The following is a 21,079-nucleotide window of genomic DNA, read 5'->3' as shown; positions in this document are numbered from 1 at the left end:
ATGAGCCACTTTCTCGATCGGCTGACCTTCTTCAAGAAGCAGGTCGACACGTTCTCCAATGGCCATGGCATCGTCACCGACGAACCGCGCGACTGGGAGGACAGCTATCGAAAGCGCTGGCAGCACGACAAGATCGTGCGCTCGACCCATGGTGTGAACTGCACCGGCTCCTGCTCTTGGAAGATCTACGTCAAGGGCGGGATCGTGACCTGGGAGACCCAGCAGACCGATTACCCGCGCACGCGGCCGGACCTGCCGAACCATGAGCCGCGTGGCTGCGCCCGCGGTGCCAGCTATTCCTGGTACCTCTATTCCGCCAACCGCGTGAAGCACCCGATGGTGCGTGGACGTCTGCTCAAGCTGTGGCGCGAGGCACGCGGAAGGTTGACGCCGGTCGCCGCCTGGGCCTCGATCGTCGAAAACCCGGAGCACCGTGCGAGCTACACGAGCAAGCGCGGGCTTGGCGGCCTCGTCCGCGCGGGTTGGGACGAGGTCAACGAGATCATCGCCGCCGCGAACGCCTATACCGTGAAGACCCACGGCCCGGACCGCGTGATCGGCTTCTCGCCGATCCCGGCGATGTCGATGGTGTCCTATGCCGCCGGCGCGCGCTATCTGTCGCTGCTGGGCGGCGTCTGCCTGTCGTTCTACGACTGGTATTGCGACCTGCCGCCGGCCAGCCCGATGACCTGGGGCGAACAGACCGACGTGCCGGAAAGTGCCGACTGGTACAACGCCGGATACCTGATCATCTGGGGCTCGAACGTGCCGCAGACGCGCACGCCCGACGCGCATTTCTATACCGAGGTCCGTTACAAGGGCACCAAGAGTGCCGTGATCTCGCCGGACTATGCCGAGGCGACCAAGTTCGCCGATCTGTGGCTGCACCCGAAGCAAGGCACCGACGCCGCGCTGGCGATGGCCATGGGCCATGTCATCCTGCGGGAATACCATCTGAACCGCAAAGTCGAGTATTTCGAGAGCTACGTTCGGCAATATACCGACCTGCCGATGCTGGTCCGCCTGGTCGAGAAGGACGGGCGGTATGTGCCCGACCGCCTGGTGCGCGCCGACGATTTCGCGGCCGAACTGGGCGAGGCGAACAATCCCGCCTGGAAGACCGTAGCGCTCGATGCCGACGGCAGTCCGGTGGTGCCGCTCGGCTCGATCGGCTTCCGCTGGGGCGAGGACGGCAAGTGGAACCTCGAACCCCGTCGCAGCGACGGCACGGATACGTTGCTGCAGCTGAGCCAGATCGAGCGCGGGACGACGGAAGAGGTCGCCTTTCCTTATTTCGGCGGCGCCGCTACCAACGGCTTCACCGCGACCGAACATCCAGGAATCGTCACCCGCGTCGTGCCGATCCGCACCCTGATGCTCAAGGACGGCGAGACTCCGGTCGCCACCGTGTTCGATCTGCTGTGCGCCAACTACGGGCTCGACCGCGGCCTGGGCGGCGGGGGTGTCGCGTCGGATTACGACCAGGACGAGCCCTATACGCCGGCCTGGGCGGAACGCGTGACGGGGGTGCCCCGCGCCCACATCATCCACGTCGCCCGCGAGTTCGCGACCAATGCCGAGAAGACCAGCGGCCGTTCCATGGTCATCCTCGGCGCCGGTGTGAACCATTGGTACCACATGGACATGACCTACCGCGGGATCATGAACCTGCTGATCCTGTGCGGTTGTGTCGGCCAGTCCGGCGGCGGCTGGTCGCATTATGTCGGCCAGGAAAAGCTGCGTCCGCAGACCGGCTGGCTGCCGGTCGCCTTCGGGCTCGACTGGTGTCGCCCACCGCGTCAGATGAACGGCACCTCGTTCTTCTATGCCCACACCGATCAATGGCGCTACGAGACGCTCAAGGTCTCGGAGATCCTGTCGCCGCTCGCGCCGGATGGCGACTGGTCCGGGTCGATGATCGACTACAATGTCCGAGCCGAACGCATGGGCTGGCTGCCCTCAGCCCCGCAGCTGAAGCAGAACCCCCTGACGATCGCCGCCAGGGCCGAGGCCGCCGGGCTCGAGCCCAAGGAATTCGTCGCTAAATCGCTTCAGTCCGGCGCGCTGGAGATGTCCTGTCACGATCCGGACGATCCGGCCAATTGGCCGCGCAACATGTTCGTCTGGCGCTCGAACCTGCTGGGCTCGTCCGGCAAGGGGCACGAATATTTCCTGAAGCACCTGTTGGGGACCCCCAACGGCGTGCTGGGCAAGGATCTGGGCGCCGAAGGGCGCGAGAAGCCGCAGGAGGTGGCCTGGCACGACAAGGCGCCGGAGGGGAAGCTCGACCTGCTGGTGACGCTCGACTTCCGCATGTCCACCACCTGCATGTACTCCGACATCGTGCTGCCGACGGCGACCTGGTACGAGAAGAACGACCTCAACACCTCGGACATGCATCCCTTCATCCATCCACTGACGGCGGCGGTGGATCCGGCCTGGGAAGCCCGCACCGACTGGGACATCTATAAGGGCATTGCCGCCGCCTTCTCGAAGATCTGCCCCGAAGTGCTCGGCTGCGAGACCGACGTGGTGCTGACGCCGGTGCTGCACGACACGCCGGGCGAGTTGGCCCAGCCCTATGGCGTCGAGGATTGGAAGCACGACGGCACCGAGCCGGTGCCGGGCCGGACCATGTGCTCGGTCGCCGTGGTCGAGCGCGACTACCCGAACCTCTACGCGCGCTTCACCGCAATCGGGCCGCTGCTGAAGCAAAACGGCAACGGCGGCAAGGGCATCGGCTGGGACACCAGGCACGAGGTCGAATTCCTGGGGGCGCTCAACGGTACGGTCCGTTCCGGTCCCGCCGCGGGACAGCCGAAACTGGAAACCGACATCGACGCGATCGAAGCGATCCTGAGTCTGGCGCCCGAAACCAACGGCGAGGTCGCGGTCAAGGCCTGGCAGGCCTTGAGCAAGCTGACGGGACGCGAGCACGCCCATCTGGCGCTCGCCAAGGAAGACGAGAAGATCCGCTTCCGCGATATCGTGGCGCAGCCGCGCAAGATCATTTCCTCGCCGACCTGGTCCGGTATCGAGAGCGAGACGGTCTGCTACAACGCCGGCTACACCAATGTCCACGAGCGCATTCCCTGGCGCACACTGACCGGCCGGCAGCAGCTCTATCAGGACCATCTCTGGATGCGGGCGTTCGGCGAGGCGCTGGTCACCTGGCGGCCGCCGGTCGACACCAAGGGAACGGCGCAGGTCAAGGGCAAGTACGGCAACGGCAATCCGGAAATCGTGCTGAACTTCGTCACGCCCCACCAGAAATGGGGCATCCACAGCACCTACACCGACAATCTGCTGATGCTGACCCTGAGCCGGGGCGGGCCCTGCATCTGGATCAGCGAGACGGACGCCGCCCAGGTCGGCATCGCCGACAATGATTGGGTCGAGGCCTACAACACCAATGGTGCCCTGGTGGCGCGCGCGGTCGTCTCGCAGCGGGTCAATCCCGGCATGGTGATGATGTATCACGCCCAGGAAAAGATCGTGAACATGCCGGGCAGCGAGGTCACCGGCCAGCGCGGCGGCATCCATAACTCGGTGACGCGCGTCGTGCTGAAGCCGACCCACATGATCGGCGGCTACGCCCAGCAGAGCTACGGCTTCAACTACTACGGCACCGTCGGGAGCAATCGCGACGAGTTCGTCGTCATCCGACGCATGGACAAGATCGACTGGCTGGACGGGTCCGGTCCCGCCACGCGGCAGAAGGAGCACGTGGCATGAAGGTTCGGGCGCAGATCGCGATGGTGCTGAACCTCGACAAATGCATCGGGTGCCATACCTGCTCGGTCACCTGCAAGAATGTGTGGACCAGCCGCGAGGGCATGGAATACGCCTGGTTCAACAATGTCGAGACCAAGCCCGGCATCGGCTATCCGAAGGACTGGGAGAATCAGAACAAATGGAAAGGCGGCTGGGTCCGTCGCCGGGGCGGTGCGATCGAACCGCGCATCGGCGGCAAGTGGCGTATTCTGTCGAATATCTTCGCCAATCCCGACCTGCCCGAAATTGACGATTATTACGAGCCGTTCACCTTCGATTACGGCCATCTCCAGACCGCGCCCGAGGGTAAGGTCATGCCGACGGCCCGTCCACGCTCGCTGATCACCGGCGAGCGGATGGAGAAGATCGAGTGGGGGCCGAACTGGGAGGAGATCCTCGGCGGCAAGTTCGCGGACCGCTCCAAGGACAGCAATTTCGAGGGCGTGCAGAAGGAGATCTACGGCGCCTTCGAGAACACTTTCATGATGTACCTGCCGCGGCTATGCGAGCATTGCCTCAATCCGGCCTGTGCCGCCGTCTGCCCGTCCGGTGCCATCTACAAGCGCGAGGAGGACGGTATCGTCCTGATCGACCAGGACAAGTGCCGCGGCTGGCGCATGTGCGTGTCGGGCTGCCCCTACAAGAAGATCTATTACAACTGGTCCTCGGGCAAATCCGAGAAATGCACCTTCTGCTACCCGCGCATCGAGGCCGGTCAGCCGACCGTCTGTTCGGAGACCTGCGTCGGCCGCATCCGGTATCTGGGCGTGATCCTGTATGACGCCGACCGTATAGAGGAAGCCGCGTCCGTGCCGGACGAGGGCGACCTCTACGAGGCGCAGCTCAAGGTCTTCCTCGACCCGTTCGATCCGGCCGTGCAGGCCCAGGCGCGCCTGGACGGCATCTCCGACGCCTGGCTCGACTCCGCGAAGAAGTCGCCGGTCTGGAAGATGGCGATGGACTGGAAGATCGCCTTCCCGCTGCATCCGGAATACCGCACCCTGCCGATGGTCTGGTACGTCCCGCCGCTGTCGCCGATCCAGGCCGCCGCGGCCAAGGGCGACCTTGGCATGGTCGGCGGCATGCCGGACGTGAAGTCGCTGCGCATTCCGGTCGAATACCTGGCCAATCTGCTGACTGCCGGTCGCACCGCGCCGATCACCGCGGCCCTCGAGCGGATGCTGGCTATGCGCGCTTACATGCGGGCCAAGACCGTCGATGGCGTCATCGTCGATCGGATCGCCGAGGACGTCGGGCTCTCGAGCCAGGACATCGAGGACATGTATCAGCTCATGGCGATCGCCAATTACGAGGACCGGTTCGTCATCCCGACCGCGCATCGCGAAACCGGCGAGGATACGTTCCAGATGCGCGGCTCGTGCGGCTTCTCCTTCGGCGAAGGCTGTTCCGGCAAAACCGGCTTCAGCTTGTTCGACGCGAAGAAGCCCAAGACCCCGATGGAGGTGCAATGATGGCCCGTACCTACCGGGCCCTCGCGGCCCTCATCTCCTATCCGACCGAAGCGCTGCAGGCTGCGGCCGGCGAGATCGCCCTGACGCTGGCCGAGGAAGGCCTGATCCCGGCTGCGGAGCGTGCCGCGATCGATGTCCTGCTGATCGAGTTGACCAAACGGGACGTCTACGACCTGCAGGAGCGCTATTTCGCACTGTTCGATCGCAGCCGCACGCTGTCGCTGCACCTGTTCGAGCATGTTCACGGCGAAAGCCGCGATCGTGGCCAGGCCATGGCAGATCTGATCGAGCTCTATCGCACCCACGGCCTGGAGCCGACGGCGGGCGAGCTGCCGGATTTCCTGCCATTGTTCCTGGAATTCCTTTCGCTCGTGCCGGAGGACGAGGCCCGCAGCCTGCTCGCCGAACCCGCCGGCATTCTCCAGTCGCTGGCCGACCGGCTCACTGGGCGCCACAGCACCTATGCCGCCGTATTCCAGTCGCTCGCGACGCTGGCGAATGCGCCGGATGCGGTCGTGCCTGCGATCGAACACGACGATCCGAACGATCTCGTGGCACTCGACGCCGCGTGGGAGGAAGCAGCAGTCCATTTCGGGCCTGGCGAGCAGGTGGACACATGCGGTGCCGAGCGGCTCGGCCGGCGGCTTCGCGCCGCGACCCACGCCGTGACGGCGGCCTGAGGGAACTGACCATGGCGACTTATTTGAACGGCGTGCTCTACGGCTGGTATCCTTATGTCTGTCTGACCGTATTCCTGCTCGGCAGCCTGCTACGCTTTGACGCATCGCAATATACCTGGCGCACGGGATCGAGCCAGTTGCTGCGCAAGCGGCAGCTGGTCTGGGGCTCCAACCTGTTCCATGTCGGCATCCTCATCATCTTCGGCGGTCATATAGTCGGGCTGCTGACGCCGGTGGTGATTTTCGATGCCCTCGGTATCAGCCACACCTTCAAGCAGCTCCTGGCGATGAGCGTCGGCGGCATCGCCGGGGCCGCCTGTTTCGTCGGGACCTCCCTGCTGGTTCATCGCCGGTTGTTCGATGCCCGCATCCGCAAGAACTCCAGCGTTGGCGACATCGCCATCCTGCTGATGCTCTACGCCCAACTGACGCTCGGCTTGACGACGATCGCGATTTCGGCACAGCACCTCGACGGATCCGAGATGGTCAAGTTCATGGACTGGGCGCAGGGCATCGTGACGCTTCATCCGGCCGCGGCCGCGCTCATCCTCGACGTCAGCCCGATCTTCAAGCTGCACCTGTTCCTGGGCATGACCATCTTCCTGGTCTTTCCGTTCACCCGGTTGGTTCATGTCTGGAGCGCCCCGGTCTGGTACCTGGGACGAACCGGCTACCAGGTCGTGCGGACGAAACGCCGGATCGCTGGCGGGGCCCGCGACCAGTCGATGACCCTGGCGGACCTCACGCCGAAGCCGCTCGGTGCCGCCTTGCCACAGCCCGCCGGGGAGGATTGAGCCATGCAGACCATCACGATCAACGACGTCGCCATCCCACACGCCGCCATCGCCCGCGAAGTCCAGAACCACGCGGCGGCGACGCCGCAGGTCGCGTGGGATGAGGCGACTCGCGCACTCGTGATCCGGGAGCTGCTGTTGCAGCAAGCCTGGGCCCTGGATCTCACGGCTGAGCCGCGTCTGCAGGACGGCGCGCGGGAGACGGAGGAGGAGGCGCTGATCCGGACGCTCCTGGAACGCGAGATCCGGACGCCCAACGCCGACGAGACCGTCTGCCGGCGCTACTACGACGGCCATCTGGCGCGTTTTCGAAGCCCCGATCTGTACGAGCCAGCCCATATCCTGTTCAAGGCCAGACAGGACGATGCCGTCGCCTACGACAAGGCCGTCGACCAGGCAGAGGGACTTCTGGCGGAGCTGATGAAGCACCCCGGTCGGTTCGACAGTCTCGCGCGCAGCCTCTCCGACTGTCCCTCCGCGACGGAAGGCGGGCGGCTCGGACAGATCGTCCGCGGCGAAACGACCTCGGAGTTCGATACGTTTCTGGTGACGATGGAGCCCGGCCAGATCTGTCCGACCGTCGTGCGCACGCCCTATGGCGTTCACGTCCTTCGCCTCGACCGTAAGGTTGATGGCCAAACCCTGCCATTCGAGGCCGTGCGCGATCGGATTGCGGCCTATCTCGAAGAGCGCACATGGCGCCGCGCCGTCGCGCAATATATCGCGCTGATCGCGGGACAGGCACAGATCGACGGCTTCGATCTGCCGGCCGCGACATCGCCGCTCGTGCAATAGGAGGGAACGATGTTCGGCGACATTCTGAAGGAACTGACGAATGAGACCACGGCGGGCGAAATCCTGGCCGTCATCAGTAGCCCGGAGATGGTGGCAAGGGTTCGTCACGACGCCTTGGCTGAGGGCGTCACGGCAGGCGCGTTCGTTGCGGCCAGGGTGCGCCACATCCTTGACCATGCCGGTGAGGAGACCTGGCTGGATCTGCTCGGTCGCATGTCCGGCTCGCCGCGCCCTGGCGTTGCGGCACTGGAGGCCATGCTGGATCAGGCTTTCCCGGATGAAGCCGCCGGGCCTTGCTGCAGCCACGCCCCATGAACGCGATAGGTCCAAGCCTCCTTCGAAGCACAGGCCGGGGTGAAGTTGCGAGATCGATCAGTCGGTTGCGGTTGCGGGTTCCGTCGGGCGAACCTTGAACCAGATAGCATAGAGCGCCGGCAGGAAAACCAGGATCATGACCGTGCCTCCGGCCGTGCCGCCGATCAGCGTGTAGGCCATGGAGCCCCAGAAGACCGACTGCGTGAGCGGAATGAACGCCAGCACTGCAGCGAGAGCGGTCAGAAGCACGGGACGCGCCCGCTGGACCGTGGCCTCCACCACCGCATGGTAGGTGTCGAGACCCTCTTCCTGGTTGGTGTGGATCTGGCCGATCAGGATCAGCGTGTTCCGCATCAGGATGCCGGAGAGGCCGATCAGGCCCAGGATCGCGTTGAAACCGAACGGCTGATGGAACAGCAGCAGCACCGGCACCGTCCCGACCAGGCCGAGCGGCGCCGTCAAGAACACCATGAACATCGCCGAGATCGAACGGACCTGCAGCACAAGCACGAGCAAGGTCAGCAGGATCATGATCGGGAACAGCGGCGCCAAAGCGGCATTCGCCTTGCCAGAGTCCTCGATGTTGCCGCCGGTCTCGATGCGATACCCGTCGGGCAGTTGAGCGATGATCGGTGCCAAGGCTTTCTGAATTTCCATCGACACCTGCGGCGGCTGCAGCGTCTCGTCGAGATCGCTTTGCACCGTGATGGTCGGTGTCCGATCCCGGCGCCGCAGGATCGGGTCCTCCGGCCGGATCTCGACATGGCCGATCTGGCCGAGCGGGATCAGGCGACCGTCATGGCTCGTCAGCGTCAGGTTCCCGAGCTTTGCCGGATCGAGACGGTCGGGACCAGCGCTGCGCGCCATCACGTCGACGATGCGGATATTTTCGCGGACCTCGGTCACCGGTGTGCCGGTCAGGAGGAACTGGATCTGCTCCTCAGCGTCGCTCGAGTTCAGGCCGATCAACCGGAGCCGGTCCTGGTCCAGGACGAAATGGATCGTCGGCTGACGCTGGCCCCAGTCCTGGTTGACCTGCCGGGTATGCGGGTTCGCCCGCATGACGTCTCCCACCTGGGTTGCGATGTCGCGCAGCTTCGCAACGTCCGGCCCCATCACCCGGAAATTGACCGGGAAGTGCGAATAAGGACCGAACACGAGTTGGACGGCACGCAGGCGCGCTTCGGGTGCCAGGCCGTCGGCAATCCGCTGCCGAAGGCGCAGCTTCAGGCGATCGCGCGCTTTCTCGTCTGGGGTGAGCACGATGATTTTCGCGAAGGACGAATCCGGCAGCTCCGGATTGTAGGAGAAGAAGAAGCGTGGTGCGCCCTGGCCGATATAGGCTGTGACGATTTTCGCCTCGGGCTGCTGCTTCAGCCACGCCTCGACCTTGGCGGTCGTGGTGCTGGTCGCCTCGATGCTGGTGCCTTCCGGCATCTGCACCTCGACCAGGACTTCGGGGCGATCGGAAGCCGGGAAGAATTGTTGCTTCACGGCACCCATGCCGACGCCGGCCAATAGGAACACGCCCAGGACGGAGCCGGCGACCAGAAACTTACGCCGGACAGCCCAGGCAATCAGCCTGCGGAGCTGCCGGTATCGCGGCGTCGAATAGATCGCGGCATGGCCGCCGGCGATCGGCTTGATATTCGGCAACAGCTTGACGCCGAGATAGGGGGTGAACACGACCGCGACGACCCAGGACGTGATCAGCGCAAATCCGACGATCCAGAAAATATTTCCGGCATATTCGCCGGCCGTCGACCGGGCGAAACCGACCGGCGTAAAGCCGATGATTGTCACGAGCGTGCCGGAAAGCATCGGGGCTGCCGTATGGCTCCAGGCATAGGACGCCGCCTTAATGCGGTCCCATCCCTCTTCCATTTTGACCACCATGATCTCGATCGCGATGATCGCATCATCGACCAGCAGGCCGAGCGAGATGATCAGCGCACCCAGCGTGATGCGATCGAACACCCGGCCTGTTGCAAGCATGATGACGACGACGGCGGCCAGGGTCAGCGGAACGGCGGCCGCAACCACGACGCCAACCCGCCAGCCGAGGCTGAGCAAGCTCACCAGCATGACCACGCCGAGCGCCACGAAGAACTTCAGCATGAACTCGTCGACTGCTTCGCTGATATTGACCGCCTGGTCGCTGATCTTCGTGAAGGCGAGGCCGACCGGAAGGACCGTGGCGATCTTCTTTTCCTCGGCGTCGAGCGATTTGCCCAGCTCCAGGCCGTTCCAGCCATCCTGCATGACGACGCTCAGCTCCATCGCCGGATCGCCCTCATGCCGAATGAGATAGGTGGGCGGATCTTCGTAACCGCGCTTCACCTCCGCGATGTCGGACAGCTTCAGCGTCCGACCGCCGGCGACGATGGGGGTATCGGCGATCTTCTGAAGATCGTCGAAGGCACCATCGAGGCGAACGAACACCTGGGGTCCATTGGTATCGATCGAACCCGATGGGGTCACGACGTTCTGGCGCTGCAATGCGTCGAAGACGTCGCGCGGGCTCACGCCGAGCGTCGCGAGCTGGGCGTAGGAAAATTCAACAAAGATCCGCTCGGGCCGTTCGCCCAGGAGATCAACTTTCTTCACGCCGGGAACATGGAGCAGCCTCTGACGCAGCGTCTCGGCTTCGCGGGTCAGCTCGCGCGGGGGCATGCCCTTGGCCTTGACGGCATAGAGCGCGAAGCTCACGTCGGAATATTCGTCATTGATGAATGGCCCGAACGCGCCTTGGGGCAGCTTGTGCGCCTCGTCGCCCAGTTTTTTGCGGGCCTGATAAAACTGTTCGGCCACGTCGGACGGCGGCGTCTTGTCGAGCAATTGCAAGGTCATCAGGACGAGGCCGGGGCGGGCAATAGTCTCGACCCGATCGTACCAACGCAGCTCCTGCAGTCGCTTTTCCAGCGGTTCGGCGACCAGGTTCTGCATCTCTTCGGCCGTGGCGCCGGGCCAGACGGCCGAGACCGTCAGCACCTTGATCGTGAAGGCCGGATCTTCGGCACGGCCGAGCTGGAGAAAGGCGAAAATGCCGGCGAGGGTGATCGCCACCAGGAGAAAGAGGGTGACGGCGCGCTCGCGAACCGCGAGTGCGGAGAGATTGAAGCCGCTCACTTGGTGGCACTCTGATCGTCGGCGCGCCGAACCTGCTGGCCGTCGTGAAGCAGATGGCCGCCGATCGCAATGACCTGGTCGCCGATCGCCACGCCACCGGTCACGGTTACGGTCTCCCCGCCCAACTGCGCGATCTTCACCGGATGGAACGAAACCGTCAGGGCCTTGGCATCCAGAACCCAGACGCCCGGTCCCTTGCCCTCATCGTCGATCGCGCCAAGCGGCACCTCGAAGGAGCCTTCCGGCGAAGAGAGCGGTAGATGGATCGTGACGGTGCTCCCGAGCGGCGCATTGGCCGCATCGCCTTCGAGGACATAGCGCGCTTCGAATGTCCGGGTCTGGACGTCAGCCGCGTCCGACAGTTGCCGCAGCTTGGCCGCCGCGCGTACGTCGGCATGACCGTAGAGGCTTGACGAGACCTCCGACCCCAGGGCGGGACGCACGCCTTCGGGCAAGGCGACCTTGGCCTCGCGGGGACCCGCATGGGCCAAAACGATGACTGTCTGTCCCGCGGTGACGACCTGTCCGGGCTCCGCCAGGGTTTCGACGACCACACCATCCGCTTCAGCCCGCAGCTCCGAATAATCGCCTTCGTTCTTGGCAACTTTCGCCTGAGCTTCGGCCGCCGACAGCATTGCGCGAGCGCTGTCGGCGGCGGCTTTGGCGAGGTCGTAGGCCTGGACCGATGCCGCGCCGGTTTTGATGAGATCGCGATAGCGCGCTTGGTCGGCAACCGCCTGGATTTCTCGCGCCTTGGCGGCGGCAACCGCCCCGGTCTGTGCGGTGATGGCGTGGGCCAAATCGGTGCGGTCGATCTTCATCAGCGCTTGGCCCGACCGGACGGTTTGTCCGGTATCGACCAGCCGCTCGACGATCTTGCCTGGGACGCGGAAGCCCAGATCGCTCTGGACCCGCGCCGACACGATGCCTGTGAAGCTGCGATCGGCCGCACCGGCCGGCTTCACCGAGGTGACGCGGACGAGCGGTGCGCCGACTCTGGCGTCCGGCTCGCTCGGCTTGCAACCGGCGAGACCGAGTGCGGCGGCCATCGCCAACACGGGAAGACTTGAATGCACTCGCGGCATAGCCGGGCTCCATCAAAGAGGATGGCCCAATTTAGGGACGAGTTACGAGTACGTCAAGTCGTCACAATTCACATTATGGTGCCAGACTCCTGAGCACGAGGTTCGCCACCACCCCCGTATTCTCCTCTATGTCGTCGAAATTCTGTTCGAGCATCACCGGATGGAGGAACGGCTGCATGGTCTGCAGGATAGCCTTGCAAGTTTCGTCCATTGGCGTTTTCCGCTCGAATTCGCCGGACGCGCGACCGTCCGTGACGATCTGCTGGATCAGTGCGAGCAACGCCTTTTCGTGGCCTTTAATGACGAGCCAACGGCCGTCGATCGCGGCGGCGACGATGTCATGAAGTTTCCGCTCGTTGAACAGCAGCTGCACGCCTTGCGCGCCTAAGCTCTTGTAGAAGCGTCGAATTCTGTCGATGGCCGGCGTGTCTTCCGCCGCGATGGCCGCCAGCTCCTGCTGTATCCTGCCCAGGCAAATTCGGCATACGGCTTCACCCACCGCCTGCTTGGAATCGAAGAACTTATAGATATAGGCGCTGGAGAGACCAATCGACCGCGCGATGTCGGCAACCGTGGTTTTGTCATAGCCATATCGGCGGAAATGCTCGTCTGCCGCCGCAATGATCTGGACGCGGCGCTCATGCTCGGGAGGGCCGCGCCGGCCAGCCGGCTCAGGGCCGTCTTGCGTTTTGTTTTCGTTGTCTTCCATTCAATCCTCCTACCGCAAATCGGATTCCGCGCAAACGCGAAACCACGTTCCGTTGATGGGAGCGTGGGCTTCAGCGTCCCTCCAGGCAGAACGAGCGCGAGCCGTCGATTTACAATACAGTGACAAGTGATAAGTTGACAAATTTATCATAATTCTCTACTTCACTCCTCAGGCTGATCTGGGGCTGCCACCATGACGCACTTGAGGACGTATCGATCGAAAGCGACAGCGCCGACTGCACCTCGCCGATTGGTAAGGTCAGTCGGGCCGCTCGGCGCGAGCATAATCGTGTTAGGCGGCTTGTCGGCCTGCGAAGTCGGTCCCGACTACAGCGCCCCGCAACCCGCGCTGAGCGCGTTCCACAACGAAGGTGCCGTCGCGGCCCGGAGCTCTCGTCCGCCGGCACCAGTCCTCGACACCTGGTGGACCGGGTTTCGAGACCTGGAGCTGACCCGCATTGTTGAGCGCGCGCTCGATCAAAATCTTGATCTGGCGGCATCGATCGCACGCGTCGATCAAGCCCGTGCGGCAGCGCGCGCCGCTGGCGCGCAGTTGTTCCCGATCGCAGACTTAAACGCTTCGGCAAGCCCGATCCATCAATCGCTCGACAGTCCCACCGGCACAATTGCTCACCACCTGCCGGGCTATGACCGGAACCAGACGCTCTATGACGTCGGCGTCGGCGCCAGTTGGGAAATCGACCTGTTCGGCGGCCTGCGGCGTGACTCGGAGGCGGCGGCGGCCGAAGCGGAAGCGGCTGAGGCCGCGCAGATGGGGACCCGAATTTCGATCGCGGCGGACGCTGCGGATGCGTATTTCCGGGTTCGCGGGGACCAAGCCCGGCTTGCCGTCGCGGCCGACCAGATTGCCACGGACAAGCATCTCGTGGACATCGTGAGCCAGCGCCGTGTGCGCGGGACGGCTACGGATCGCGAGCAGGCGCAGGCCGAGGCGCTGCTTTCCCAGGCACGCGCAAGCGTTCCGCCACTTCGGATCGATCTTGAAGCCGAGTTGAACCGGCTCGATGTTCTCATGGGTGCCCAGCCCGGCACTTACGCCGACGAGCTGGCGGCCGTCGCTCCAATTCCAATCATCCCGCGTATCGAGGACGGAGCGGATCCGATCGACGTGCTCCGGCGTCGGCCGGACGTCATCGCGGCCGAGCGCCGGCTCGCCGCGTCCAACGCCGAGATCGGCGTCGCCATCTCCGACTACTATCCGAAGCTCTCCTTGTCGGGCCTGTTCGGGTTCGAGAGCCTGAATGCGGGTCACCTGTTCAAGGCCGCGACATTCCAACCCGAAGCGACGGCTGGGTTGCGCTGGCGTCTATTCGATTTCGGCAAGGTCGATGCAGAGGTGGCCGGTGCACGCGGTGCGAATGCCGAAGCGCTCGCGACTTACCGGCAATCGATCCTGCACGCGGCCGAGGACGTGGAGAACGCGTTCAAGGCGCTGGTCGAGTGCGAAGCTCGGACGCGGGAGTTGCTGACGGAAACGGTCGCGCTGATGCGCGCCAGGGATTCCTCCCAATCCGCCTATCAAGGCGGGGTGATCAGTCTAACCGATGTGCTGGACGCCGACCGGCAGCTGCTGGCTGCCCAAGACGAACTCGCTCAAACCCGCGCCAACGCGGCGCGGGCAGCGGTCGGGTCGTTCCGAGCGCTCGGCGGCGGCTGGTCAAGTCCTGGTGAACCTGACCAAGCCAGTGCGTCGGCGGGCGTGGCCCCGATGATTGTCGCTCACGTCGAACCACGGGAATGGGGCCACGAACGCCGAGGCAGCATTTTGGCTCGCTACGGCACCACAGGGCAGGACCGGGACGGTGCGCAGGATCGAAATGCGCTCCACATCTGTTCGCCGAAATTGCGCATTCTGTTGCCGGTATCGGCGCTCGTGCCGTGGGCCGAGGGGAAGCGGCCGGAGGGCGTCCCGCCGCTCAGAATGCACCCGCCACGGCCATCCGGCCCCCCTCCCGCGCTCAACGGCGCGCAAGGGTCTGGCTGCGTCCATCGGCCGAAGCGAACCCAGCGATCCGCATAGTCGAGTACGGAATCGACGCTGTGGGTTCTCCCGTACACCGTCAGCTCCGGCCAGTTCGCAGACCATGCCGGCATGAGCCGCAACAGGAGTGCGGTATATTTGATCGGCATCGACGTATTGCCCTGATATCCCTCGTCGTCGGGCGACGACCGGATTTGCAAGCCGCCATCGATGTAGCCGTAAGGGTCCCGTACGGTCGAATGGGAATCCGTCATGCCGGCCCAATATCCGGCCTCCGTATCGGTCGGCTGTCCCCAGAGCGCCAGGGGATACCCCAGATCGTCCGTGCCGATGCCTTGGAACAGCGTTTCCGATTCAAACATGTTCGCGCCGTTGATCGCCGCCAGGTCAGCCAGCATTCCGGCGTCGTTGAGCATCGTCGCTGCAAAGGAAAGGGTGGTCAGCTTGCCGCCGCTATTGCCGCCGCCGCCGCGCTCGAAATCGCCGCCCGCCTTGTTCGTGGCCCATGTGTCGATGCCGAGCTGGACCAATCCGATCAGCGTGGCGCGCTTGGCGGCATTGTCCTGTGCCGCCGTGCAAGGGGCAGTGGCGGCCGTGCTGCACACGTTGCCCAGATTGAGCCAGGCCATCAGGTCTGTGTCGCGCGCCCAGATATCCGTGCTCCAGGGGCGACCTTCCGGAATATTATCCTCCGGCGGGATGTAGTCATTGTTGACCGAAGACGCGACATAGTCCAACCGCAAGCCATGCGTCCACGCTTCCGCGATGGTGCGGTTCGGCTGATCGGGGCAGGTCGCCGCGGGGCAATTCAGCCGCAACAGCTGATCCACCTGCAATTGATCGGTGGAGAAGGTGGGTTTGTAAGTGCCGACGTAAGGAGGGCGAAAGAGCTTGCCCGGATTTGCGGGTGCCGCCCCCAGCACAGTCAATACAGCGGCAAACTGGTCGCAGGATTTCAGGCCGTGATCGGGATTGGAGCCGCAATTCCCGCCTGGATTGCTGGAGACGAACTTGACGACCGAGTCGCCGGGTTGAGCGGTATAGGGCAGGCTCATCGACGCGATATGGTCGGCCAGGCGGATGTCCCAACGCTGCGAGGCACCCAACAGCGGTGACGGGTTGACGTCCACGCCGTGATAGCCGGAGGTGCTGGCCGGGTCGATCGCCGTGATATTGACACCGCCGCTCCCTTTCGCGACGACGAAATATTCGCCCGTCGCATATTGTCCGCACGCATAGGGCTGATGGAACCGGAACGTAATGTTATGCGCGCGCCCCGACGGAGCGGCATAGGTCAGGCAGGCGCCCTGAGCGTCGGATGTGAGGACGCCGGGATTTCCTGAGCAGCCGCAACCGGCCGGGGTGGTGATCGGAGAAGTCGACACCGTGACCGAATTGGATGCCGCGCTGATATTGCCCACTGCGTCGAAGGCTTTGACCGAATAGGTATAGCTGTTGTTGATCGCGATCGACTTGTCCGCATAACCGACCGTTGGAACGCTCGCGATTTGCTGGCCCCCTCGAAAAACCAGATATCCGACGACGCCGACATTGTCCGTGCTGGCCGCCCACGAGAGGTTCGCCTGGATCGCGCCCGCCACCACGGCCGACAGATTGGCCGGCGCGGTCGGCGGAGTCGTGTCTTGAGGGGGCAGCGTGTGGACAACCGCGACATTGGAAAGTGCCGACGCGTTCCCGGCCGCATCCAGGGCCATCACCTGATAGCTGTAGGTCGTATCGGCAGCGACGGTGCTGTCGGCATAGCTCGCACCCGATGCTTGCGCCAGCGGGACGGCGCCGCCGTTGCGGAAAATCCGGTAGGCGACGATGCCGACCACGTCCGTGCTGGGTGTCCAGGTCAAATTCACCAGGGAACCACTTGCCGCTTTCGCGATCAGATTTGCCGGAGCCGTGGGGGGTGCCGGATTGGGCCCGGGGGTAAAAGTGACGTCGATCCAATAGTTCGTAGACTGGTACGTATTGGCCGGTAGGGCGATGTCGCTGCCATACTGGTAAACGCCGTTTTGCCCATCCGTACCGTCCTGCAAGGCGCTCAGATTGCCACTGACGTAGTCGCCACCGGCAAAATAGTCCAGATCGTCGGAATAATGGCCGACAGGAGCATGGTAGGAGGCGACGAACGTGACATTGGCGGCAATCGGGATGGGCGTCGAAAAATTCACCTGCTGCCATCCCGATGCGGTCTCGTCGCCGAATGTCGCTTGTGCCAGCAGCATCCCGCTATTGTTCCACAGGCTTCCGACATGAATTCCGGTATTGGTCGGCGCCTTGTAGAACCGGATGCCGGTAATCTGCCCATCGACAGCGGCGCGGAAGCGAACGCCCAACTCCACCGCCTGCCCATCGTCCGAATCGATCTGTCCGGGGATCGTCGCGACACTCCATAGAGTCGCACTGGATTGAGCGTAGGCACGGACGCCCATGACACTCACAAGGACCACCAGCATTGCCGAGAGCATGGTCGTGGCAATCGTTTTGAAATTCCGGGGTGTCATGAGAAATTTCGCCTTTTGATGGGGAATGCCCCAACGTTGGATGCGGTGCCTGGCGGACTCAGATCGGAGCGTCGGCGACACTGGGTTTCTCCCGGGCCGCGGGCAGCGCGGAAGGCCTGGGGGATGCGCGCGACGCCGTCGGAGACCTGATCCGGCCTTCGCGGCTCGGGAAATTTGGCTGTCGGGGAATCAGGCGACGAAGCTGGGGTGATCGACCTGCTCGACCGCTGTCAGGCCGCCCGCTTCTGAAAGCGCGTGGAGCGAGAGAACCAGGTGGCTTTTTGCTTTGCACGACATGGGACTTCCTCCTTCCCATGCCGCACGGCCTTGCTTCGGCTCAAGCGAACGGATCGGCGAGGCGCGGCCCATCGGCGAGATGCCGTCGCCGGCGGCGCATCCGCGAGAGGCCAACCAAGCCGGCGCACACCAAGGGCAGTGCTGCCGGCTCCGGAACATTGGCGACATCGAGGATGAGAACGGTATCGGGGCTGAAGCTCAGGCCTGCCCAGTTCAGGGCGAATGTGTTGCCGGACACCGACAAATCCGCATCGGTCAGGCCCACCAGGGTTGTCGCGGGATCGATGGTGATGGCCGGCAGCGGGTTGCTGAAGTCGGTCAAGACAAAGCCGTTGAACGTGGTCCCCGTCCAACTCGTCGTTTGATCGAAACTTGCCATGAGCGTCGTATCGTCGACGGTGAGGTCGGCAGCGCCGCCCAGACCGGCGAACAGAACGCCGCCGCTGCCGACGGTCTGCGTGCCCATGTCCTGATAGAGACTGTCCAGCGACGGGTAAAAGTATTGCACGCCGACAACATCGCCGATCAGGCCGGCTTTAGCCGAATGTCCCGTCAACAACAACATCGCGCCGATGATGAGAACCGGAAACCTGGAAGCCATTCAATTTCCTTTGCTTGTCTTCCACAGTCTTGACATCGGCAAAGTTCAACAATCAAGAACGATTCTTAGATACGATGCAGAATATCCATTAAATATTTATACATATCTTAAATTATCTTAGTATGGTCTGGACCATTCTCATTGCCACACGGCAAAGATGCCCTATTCGGACGCTTGATCATTTGTCGATCGCGCAGGGCGCGGCTGCGCGGTCGCGGCCCACGAACGTGTCGGACCAGAGCAGGGCTGCCAGGTAGGTGAAGGGCGCCGTGGAATGCAGGTTCAGGTCATGACCCGTTTCCGGAATGATCACCGTCTGCAAACAGGCTTTCGGGCCATAGTAAGGGCGCTCCGAAGCGGCCAAGGTCGCGGCATTCGAACAATTCGCCCCACCGCTTGTTCCGGGTGATGCGCAAAAGAGGGCGTCGTTCTGGCCATCGATCAGCAAAACAGGAACGTCGATGCTTCCGGCGTAGCTCGGGGGGCTGCCCGGATCGGTCGCTCCTACATCCTGCAATTCGCCAACGGCGACCGTCTGCTTGGTCGCTTCGTCCTGCGCGATCACCGCAGGATCCGCCGTATGGGCATCATAGAACAAGGCGGCCCGCGTGTGCGGCCGGGTCGTCAAATACCCGGGATCCCATCCCGAATTGGCAAAGCGCGGATCCAAGATAGCCGAATAGGAGTCGGCGGCAAAAAGTTGCGAACCGGCGGTATTAATGGAATGAGAAACGCCGGTCAAAATGACGCCGTCGACATCCTGGTATTTTCCCGCTTCCTCCCAGGACGTGTAGGAGCCGAGCGAATGTCCGACGAGAACGACGCGCTGGAAAGCGTTTCCGCCGATCCGCCCGTTCCGGAGCGCCTGCACGACCTGATGCGCGACGTAGGCGTCCGAGGCGATCGAAATTTGCGAGCTGGCCGGATGGGAGCTCTGGCCATCACCGATCCGGTCGTAATCGAATACGGCGTAACCAGCGTTGGTCAGCGCCTTCGCATAGGAATAGATCGCCGGCTGAGAAGACCAGTTCCAATAATTGTGTCCATAGGTTGCGCCATGAACGGTGAGGTGGACCGTCCTTGCCGTGCCACGTGGCGGCAGGCAAAGTTCGCCGACAATCCGATATGCCTGCGGTCCACCCTCGGCCAGGGCGACCGACAGGGCCACCGGCTGGCATGCAGGCGGCAGATCGTCGGTTCGATCGGGTGCAGCCGCAGCGACGTCTACGAGGCTGATCAGGAAGCCGAATGTCGCCAATGCTACACAGCATCCCAGTTTACCAGCTGGTCTGACCTGCGTACGGAGGAGATTATTGTAGAAAATCACCAGCTTTTCCTCGAGACGATTATTCGGTATCGACGATATTCTGGACCCAAGCTCTTCGATAATTCAAAGACTGTCGATTAAAAATATTTTGGCTCTGAGTAAAAATTCTATTTAGACTGTCGGATACGTCACCAGGGTCGACAATCGCGGTGCGTATTCCCCGCATCGGGCCGCGAGCTGGCCGGCGAGTGTCGCCACCGTCGGGGCGTTGCGCAGGCCGCCCCGGGTCGGTTCAACACCCCAATTTGTCGGTCCGAGCCCCAGAGTCCCGAGCCTTGGGTTATCTCGCCCGGCCCGCAGCGAGCGGTGGCGACGACCAGCCAGGCCTCACGCCTCCTGACCTTTGGCCGCCTTCCTTCGAGAGGCTGAGGGCGATTTCGTCTTCTTCGCCTTGTCACGATTGTAACCGACGGCGGCACGGACGAGGTCTTTGAGGGCCCGTTCATCGATATTGTCGCCTTCGAAGAGGTCGATCGCGCGCCAGACTTTGCCGCCGAAACCATTATTGAAGAGCTGGTCCGGATCGGGGAGGCTCGCACCGTGGGCGAAGGTGACCTTCACTTTCTCCTTATGAGCGTTGCCGACCGCGATGTTGCCTTCGAGACACCACACCGGGCTACCCATCCACTTCCATTCCTCGACGATCTCCGGGTCGGCTTCGAGGATTGTCTTGCGGAGGCGCGCGAGCGTTGTCCCACGCCAGTCAGGGAGCCCTGAAATCAGCTGGTCGATGCGTGCCGAGGCGTTGATCTGGTCCAAATTCTTACTCTCCTTCTTCCAATCTCACGGAGCGTAGCCGAGCAGCGGTCGGGTCGCCTTGCCGACGAGGACTGTTGCTCAAACTACCAGGGTACATCTTCCATAGGCGATGAAGGCCGCCACGACGACCGGGCCGAGCGTCCACAAGCCCCACATCAGCACAGAAGGCCGAAATCCAGCGTAGCGCGCGTAAAGCGCAGCGAAGACCAGACCTTGCACCGCGAGGGTCGCGGCAGCGATGGGTGTGGCCACAGGCCATACGCTGGTCAGCACAAGGCCCAGGGCGCCGAACAGGGCGACGATCGCGTAGACCACCCAGAATCCCTGGGGGAGCGCTTTGTAGATAGCAAACTGCTGGGACAGTTTCGCGTAGCTGAAGAGCTGGTTCATGGAGGCCATGCAGAAAAACAGCGCCAACGCCACCTGTAAGACCCACAGCAGAATATTCATTTCAACCTCTCAACATGTTCCGTTTTCTTACGAGCAAGCGTTACCGCCGTATCGGACAGATGATTTCAGGATGAGTTCTATAGGGCCGCCTGCTGCCCAGGCCTGGCGAAAACCGTCCGCTGGCCGACGTCGGCGAATTGGGTCGCCTGTTCCGGCAGTTGCTCCAGCGCGGCAAATACTGCGTCACCCCTATTCGGCATCCGCTATCGGGAACTCCGTGGCCACCGACCAATGTATAACCATTGAGTTATGTATTGGTCAAGCGGGAACGGAAGGGCGATGACGCTCCCTCGTCCCGCGGCGGATGTCCTGACGGCATGCGCCGAACCGCTGATCGGCATGTGCCGAGTGCGGCGATTATCTCTGCGGCTAACC

Annotated in this window: 14 protein-coding genes and 1 pseudogene; 7 read left to right on the top strand and 8 right to left on the bottom strand. The window is 63.2% G+C overall.

Annotation, left to right across the window (positions count from 1 at the left end):
• The 6 genes from VGV37_RS21650 to VGV37_RS21625 are packed head-to-tail and all read left to right on the top strand — an operon-like array spanning position 1 to position 7,830.
• Entirely contained in the window at positions 1 to 3,735 is a 3,735-nt protein-coding gene (locus tag VGV37_RS21650; protein ID WP_326881842.1) for a nitrate reductase subunit alpha, read from the top strand.
• A complete protein-coding gene (narH, locus tag VGV37_RS21645; protein WP_326881841.1) occupies positions 3,732 to 5,246 on the top strand; it encodes a nitrate reductase subunit beta in 1,515 nt (504 codons plus the stop codon). Before VGV37_RS21650 ends, narH begins: the two co-directional genes overlap by 4 nt.
• Complete coding sequence (narJ, locus tag VGV37_RS21640) at positions 5,246 to 5,926, top strand: nitrate reductase molybdenum cofactor assembly chaperone (protein ID WP_326881840.1); 681 nt, start codon at positions 5,246 to 5,248, stop codon at positions 5,924 to 5,926. Before narH ends, narJ begins: the two co-directional genes overlap by 1 nt.
• A gap of 11 nt (positions 5,927 to 5,937) precedes the next feature.
• On the top strand, positions 5,938 to 6,720 hold the full coding sequence (narI, locus tag VGV37_RS21635; protein ID WP_326881839.1) for a respiratory nitrate reductase subunit gamma: 783 nt from the start codon (positions 5,938 to 5,940) through the stop codon (positions 6,718 to 6,720).
• A gap of 3 nt (positions 6,721 to 6,723) precedes the next feature.
• The gene (locus tag VGV37_RS21630) at positions 6,724 to 7,515 is read left to right on the top strand and encodes a peptidylprolyl isomerase (protein WP_326881838.1); all 792 of its coding nucleotides are present in this window, start codon (positions 6,724 to 6,726) and stop codon (positions 7,513 to 7,515) included.
• A 9-nt stretch (positions 7,516 to 7,524) separates the two neighbouring features.
• Complete coding sequence (locus tag VGV37_RS21625) at positions 7,525 to 7,830, top strand: hypothetical protein (protein ID WP_326881837.1); 306 nt, start codon at positions 7,525 to 7,527, stop codon at positions 7,828 to 7,830.
• Between the two features lie 57 nt (positions 7,831 to 7,887).
• On the opposite strand, the gene VGV37_RS21620 is transcribed toward VGV37_RS21625, so the two are convergent.
• From VGV37_RS21620 to VGV37_RS21610, 3 genes are all read right to left on the bottom strand, one after another.
• A complete protein-coding gene (locus tag VGV37_RS21620; RefSeq protein ID WP_326881836.1) occupies positions 7,888 to 10,959 on the bottom strand; it encodes an efflux RND transporter permease subunit in 3,072 nt (1,023 codons plus the stop codon).
• Positions 10,956 to 12,008, bottom strand: a complete 1,053-nt coding sequence (locus VGV37_RS21615; protein ID WP_326881835.1) for an efflux RND transporter periplasmic adaptor subunit — start codon at positions 12,006 to 12,008, stop codon at positions 10,956 to 10,958. Before VGV37_RS21615 ends, VGV37_RS21620 begins: the two co-directional genes overlap by 4 nt.
• A gap of 109 nt (positions 12,009 to 12,117) precedes the next feature.
• Entirely contained in the window at positions 12,118 to 12,753 is a 636-nt protein-coding gene (locus VGV37_RS21610; protein WP_326881834.1) for a TetR/AcrR family transcriptional regulator, read from the bottom strand.
• Positions 12,754 to 12,945: 192 nt separating this feature from the next.
• On the opposite strand from VGV37_RS21610, the pseudogene VGV37_RS21605 reads away from it, so the two are divergent.
• Positions 12,946 to 14,415: pseudogene (locus VGV37_RS21605) on the top strand (efflux transporter outer membrane subunit); the annotation flags it as partial.
• A 131-nt stretch (positions 14,416 to 14,546) separates the two neighbouring features.
• On the opposite strand, the gene VGV37_RS21600 reads toward VGV37_RS21605, so the two are convergent.
• The 5 genes from VGV37_RS21600 to VGV37_RS21580 form a co-directional block, all read right to left on the bottom strand.
• Entirely contained in the window at positions 14,547 to 17,351 is a 2,805-nt protein-coding gene (locus VGV37_RS21600) for a DUF4082 domain-containing protein (RefSeq protein WP_326881833.1), read from the bottom strand.
• 256 nt (positions 17,352 to 17,607) lie between these two features.
• Positions 17,608 to 18,168: a PEP-CTERM sorting domain-containing protein gene (locus tag VGV37_RS21595; protein WP_326881832.1), complete on the bottom strand. Its 561-nt coding sequence runs from the start codon at positions 18,166 to 18,168 to the stop codon at positions 17,608 to 17,610.
• Positions 18,169 to 18,346: 178 nt separating this feature from the next.
• The gene (locus tag VGV37_RS21590; RefSeq protein ID WP_326881831.1) at positions 18,347 to 19,495 is read right to left on the bottom strand and encodes an alpha/beta hydrolase; all 1,149 of its coding nucleotides are present in this window, start codon (positions 19,493 to 19,495) and stop codon (positions 18,347 to 18,349) included.
• Between the two features lie 327 nt (positions 19,496 to 19,822).
• Complete coding sequence (locus tag VGV37_RS21585; protein WP_326881830.1) at positions 19,823 to 20,254, bottom strand: DUF1801 domain-containing protein; 432 nt, start codon at positions 20,252 to 20,254, stop codon at positions 19,823 to 19,825.
• 78 nt (positions 20,255 to 20,332) lie between these two features.
• Positions 20,333 to 20,704, bottom strand: coding sequence for a DoxX family protein (locus VGV37_RS21580; RefSeq protein WP_326881829.1), 372 nt, complete (start codon positions 20,702 to 20,704; stop codon positions 20,333 to 20,335).
• Between the last annotated feature and the right edge of the window lie 375 nt (positions 20,705 to 21,079).

The sequence above is a fragment of the Aliidongia sp. genome (assembly GCF_035943795.1).
GTDB lineage: Bacteria > Pseudomonadota > Alphaproteobacteria > ATCC43930 > CGMCC-115725 > Aliidongia.
The sequence above is the reverse complement of the archived record's forward strand: the minus strand, read 5'-3'. Positions and strand labels throughout refer to the sequence as shown.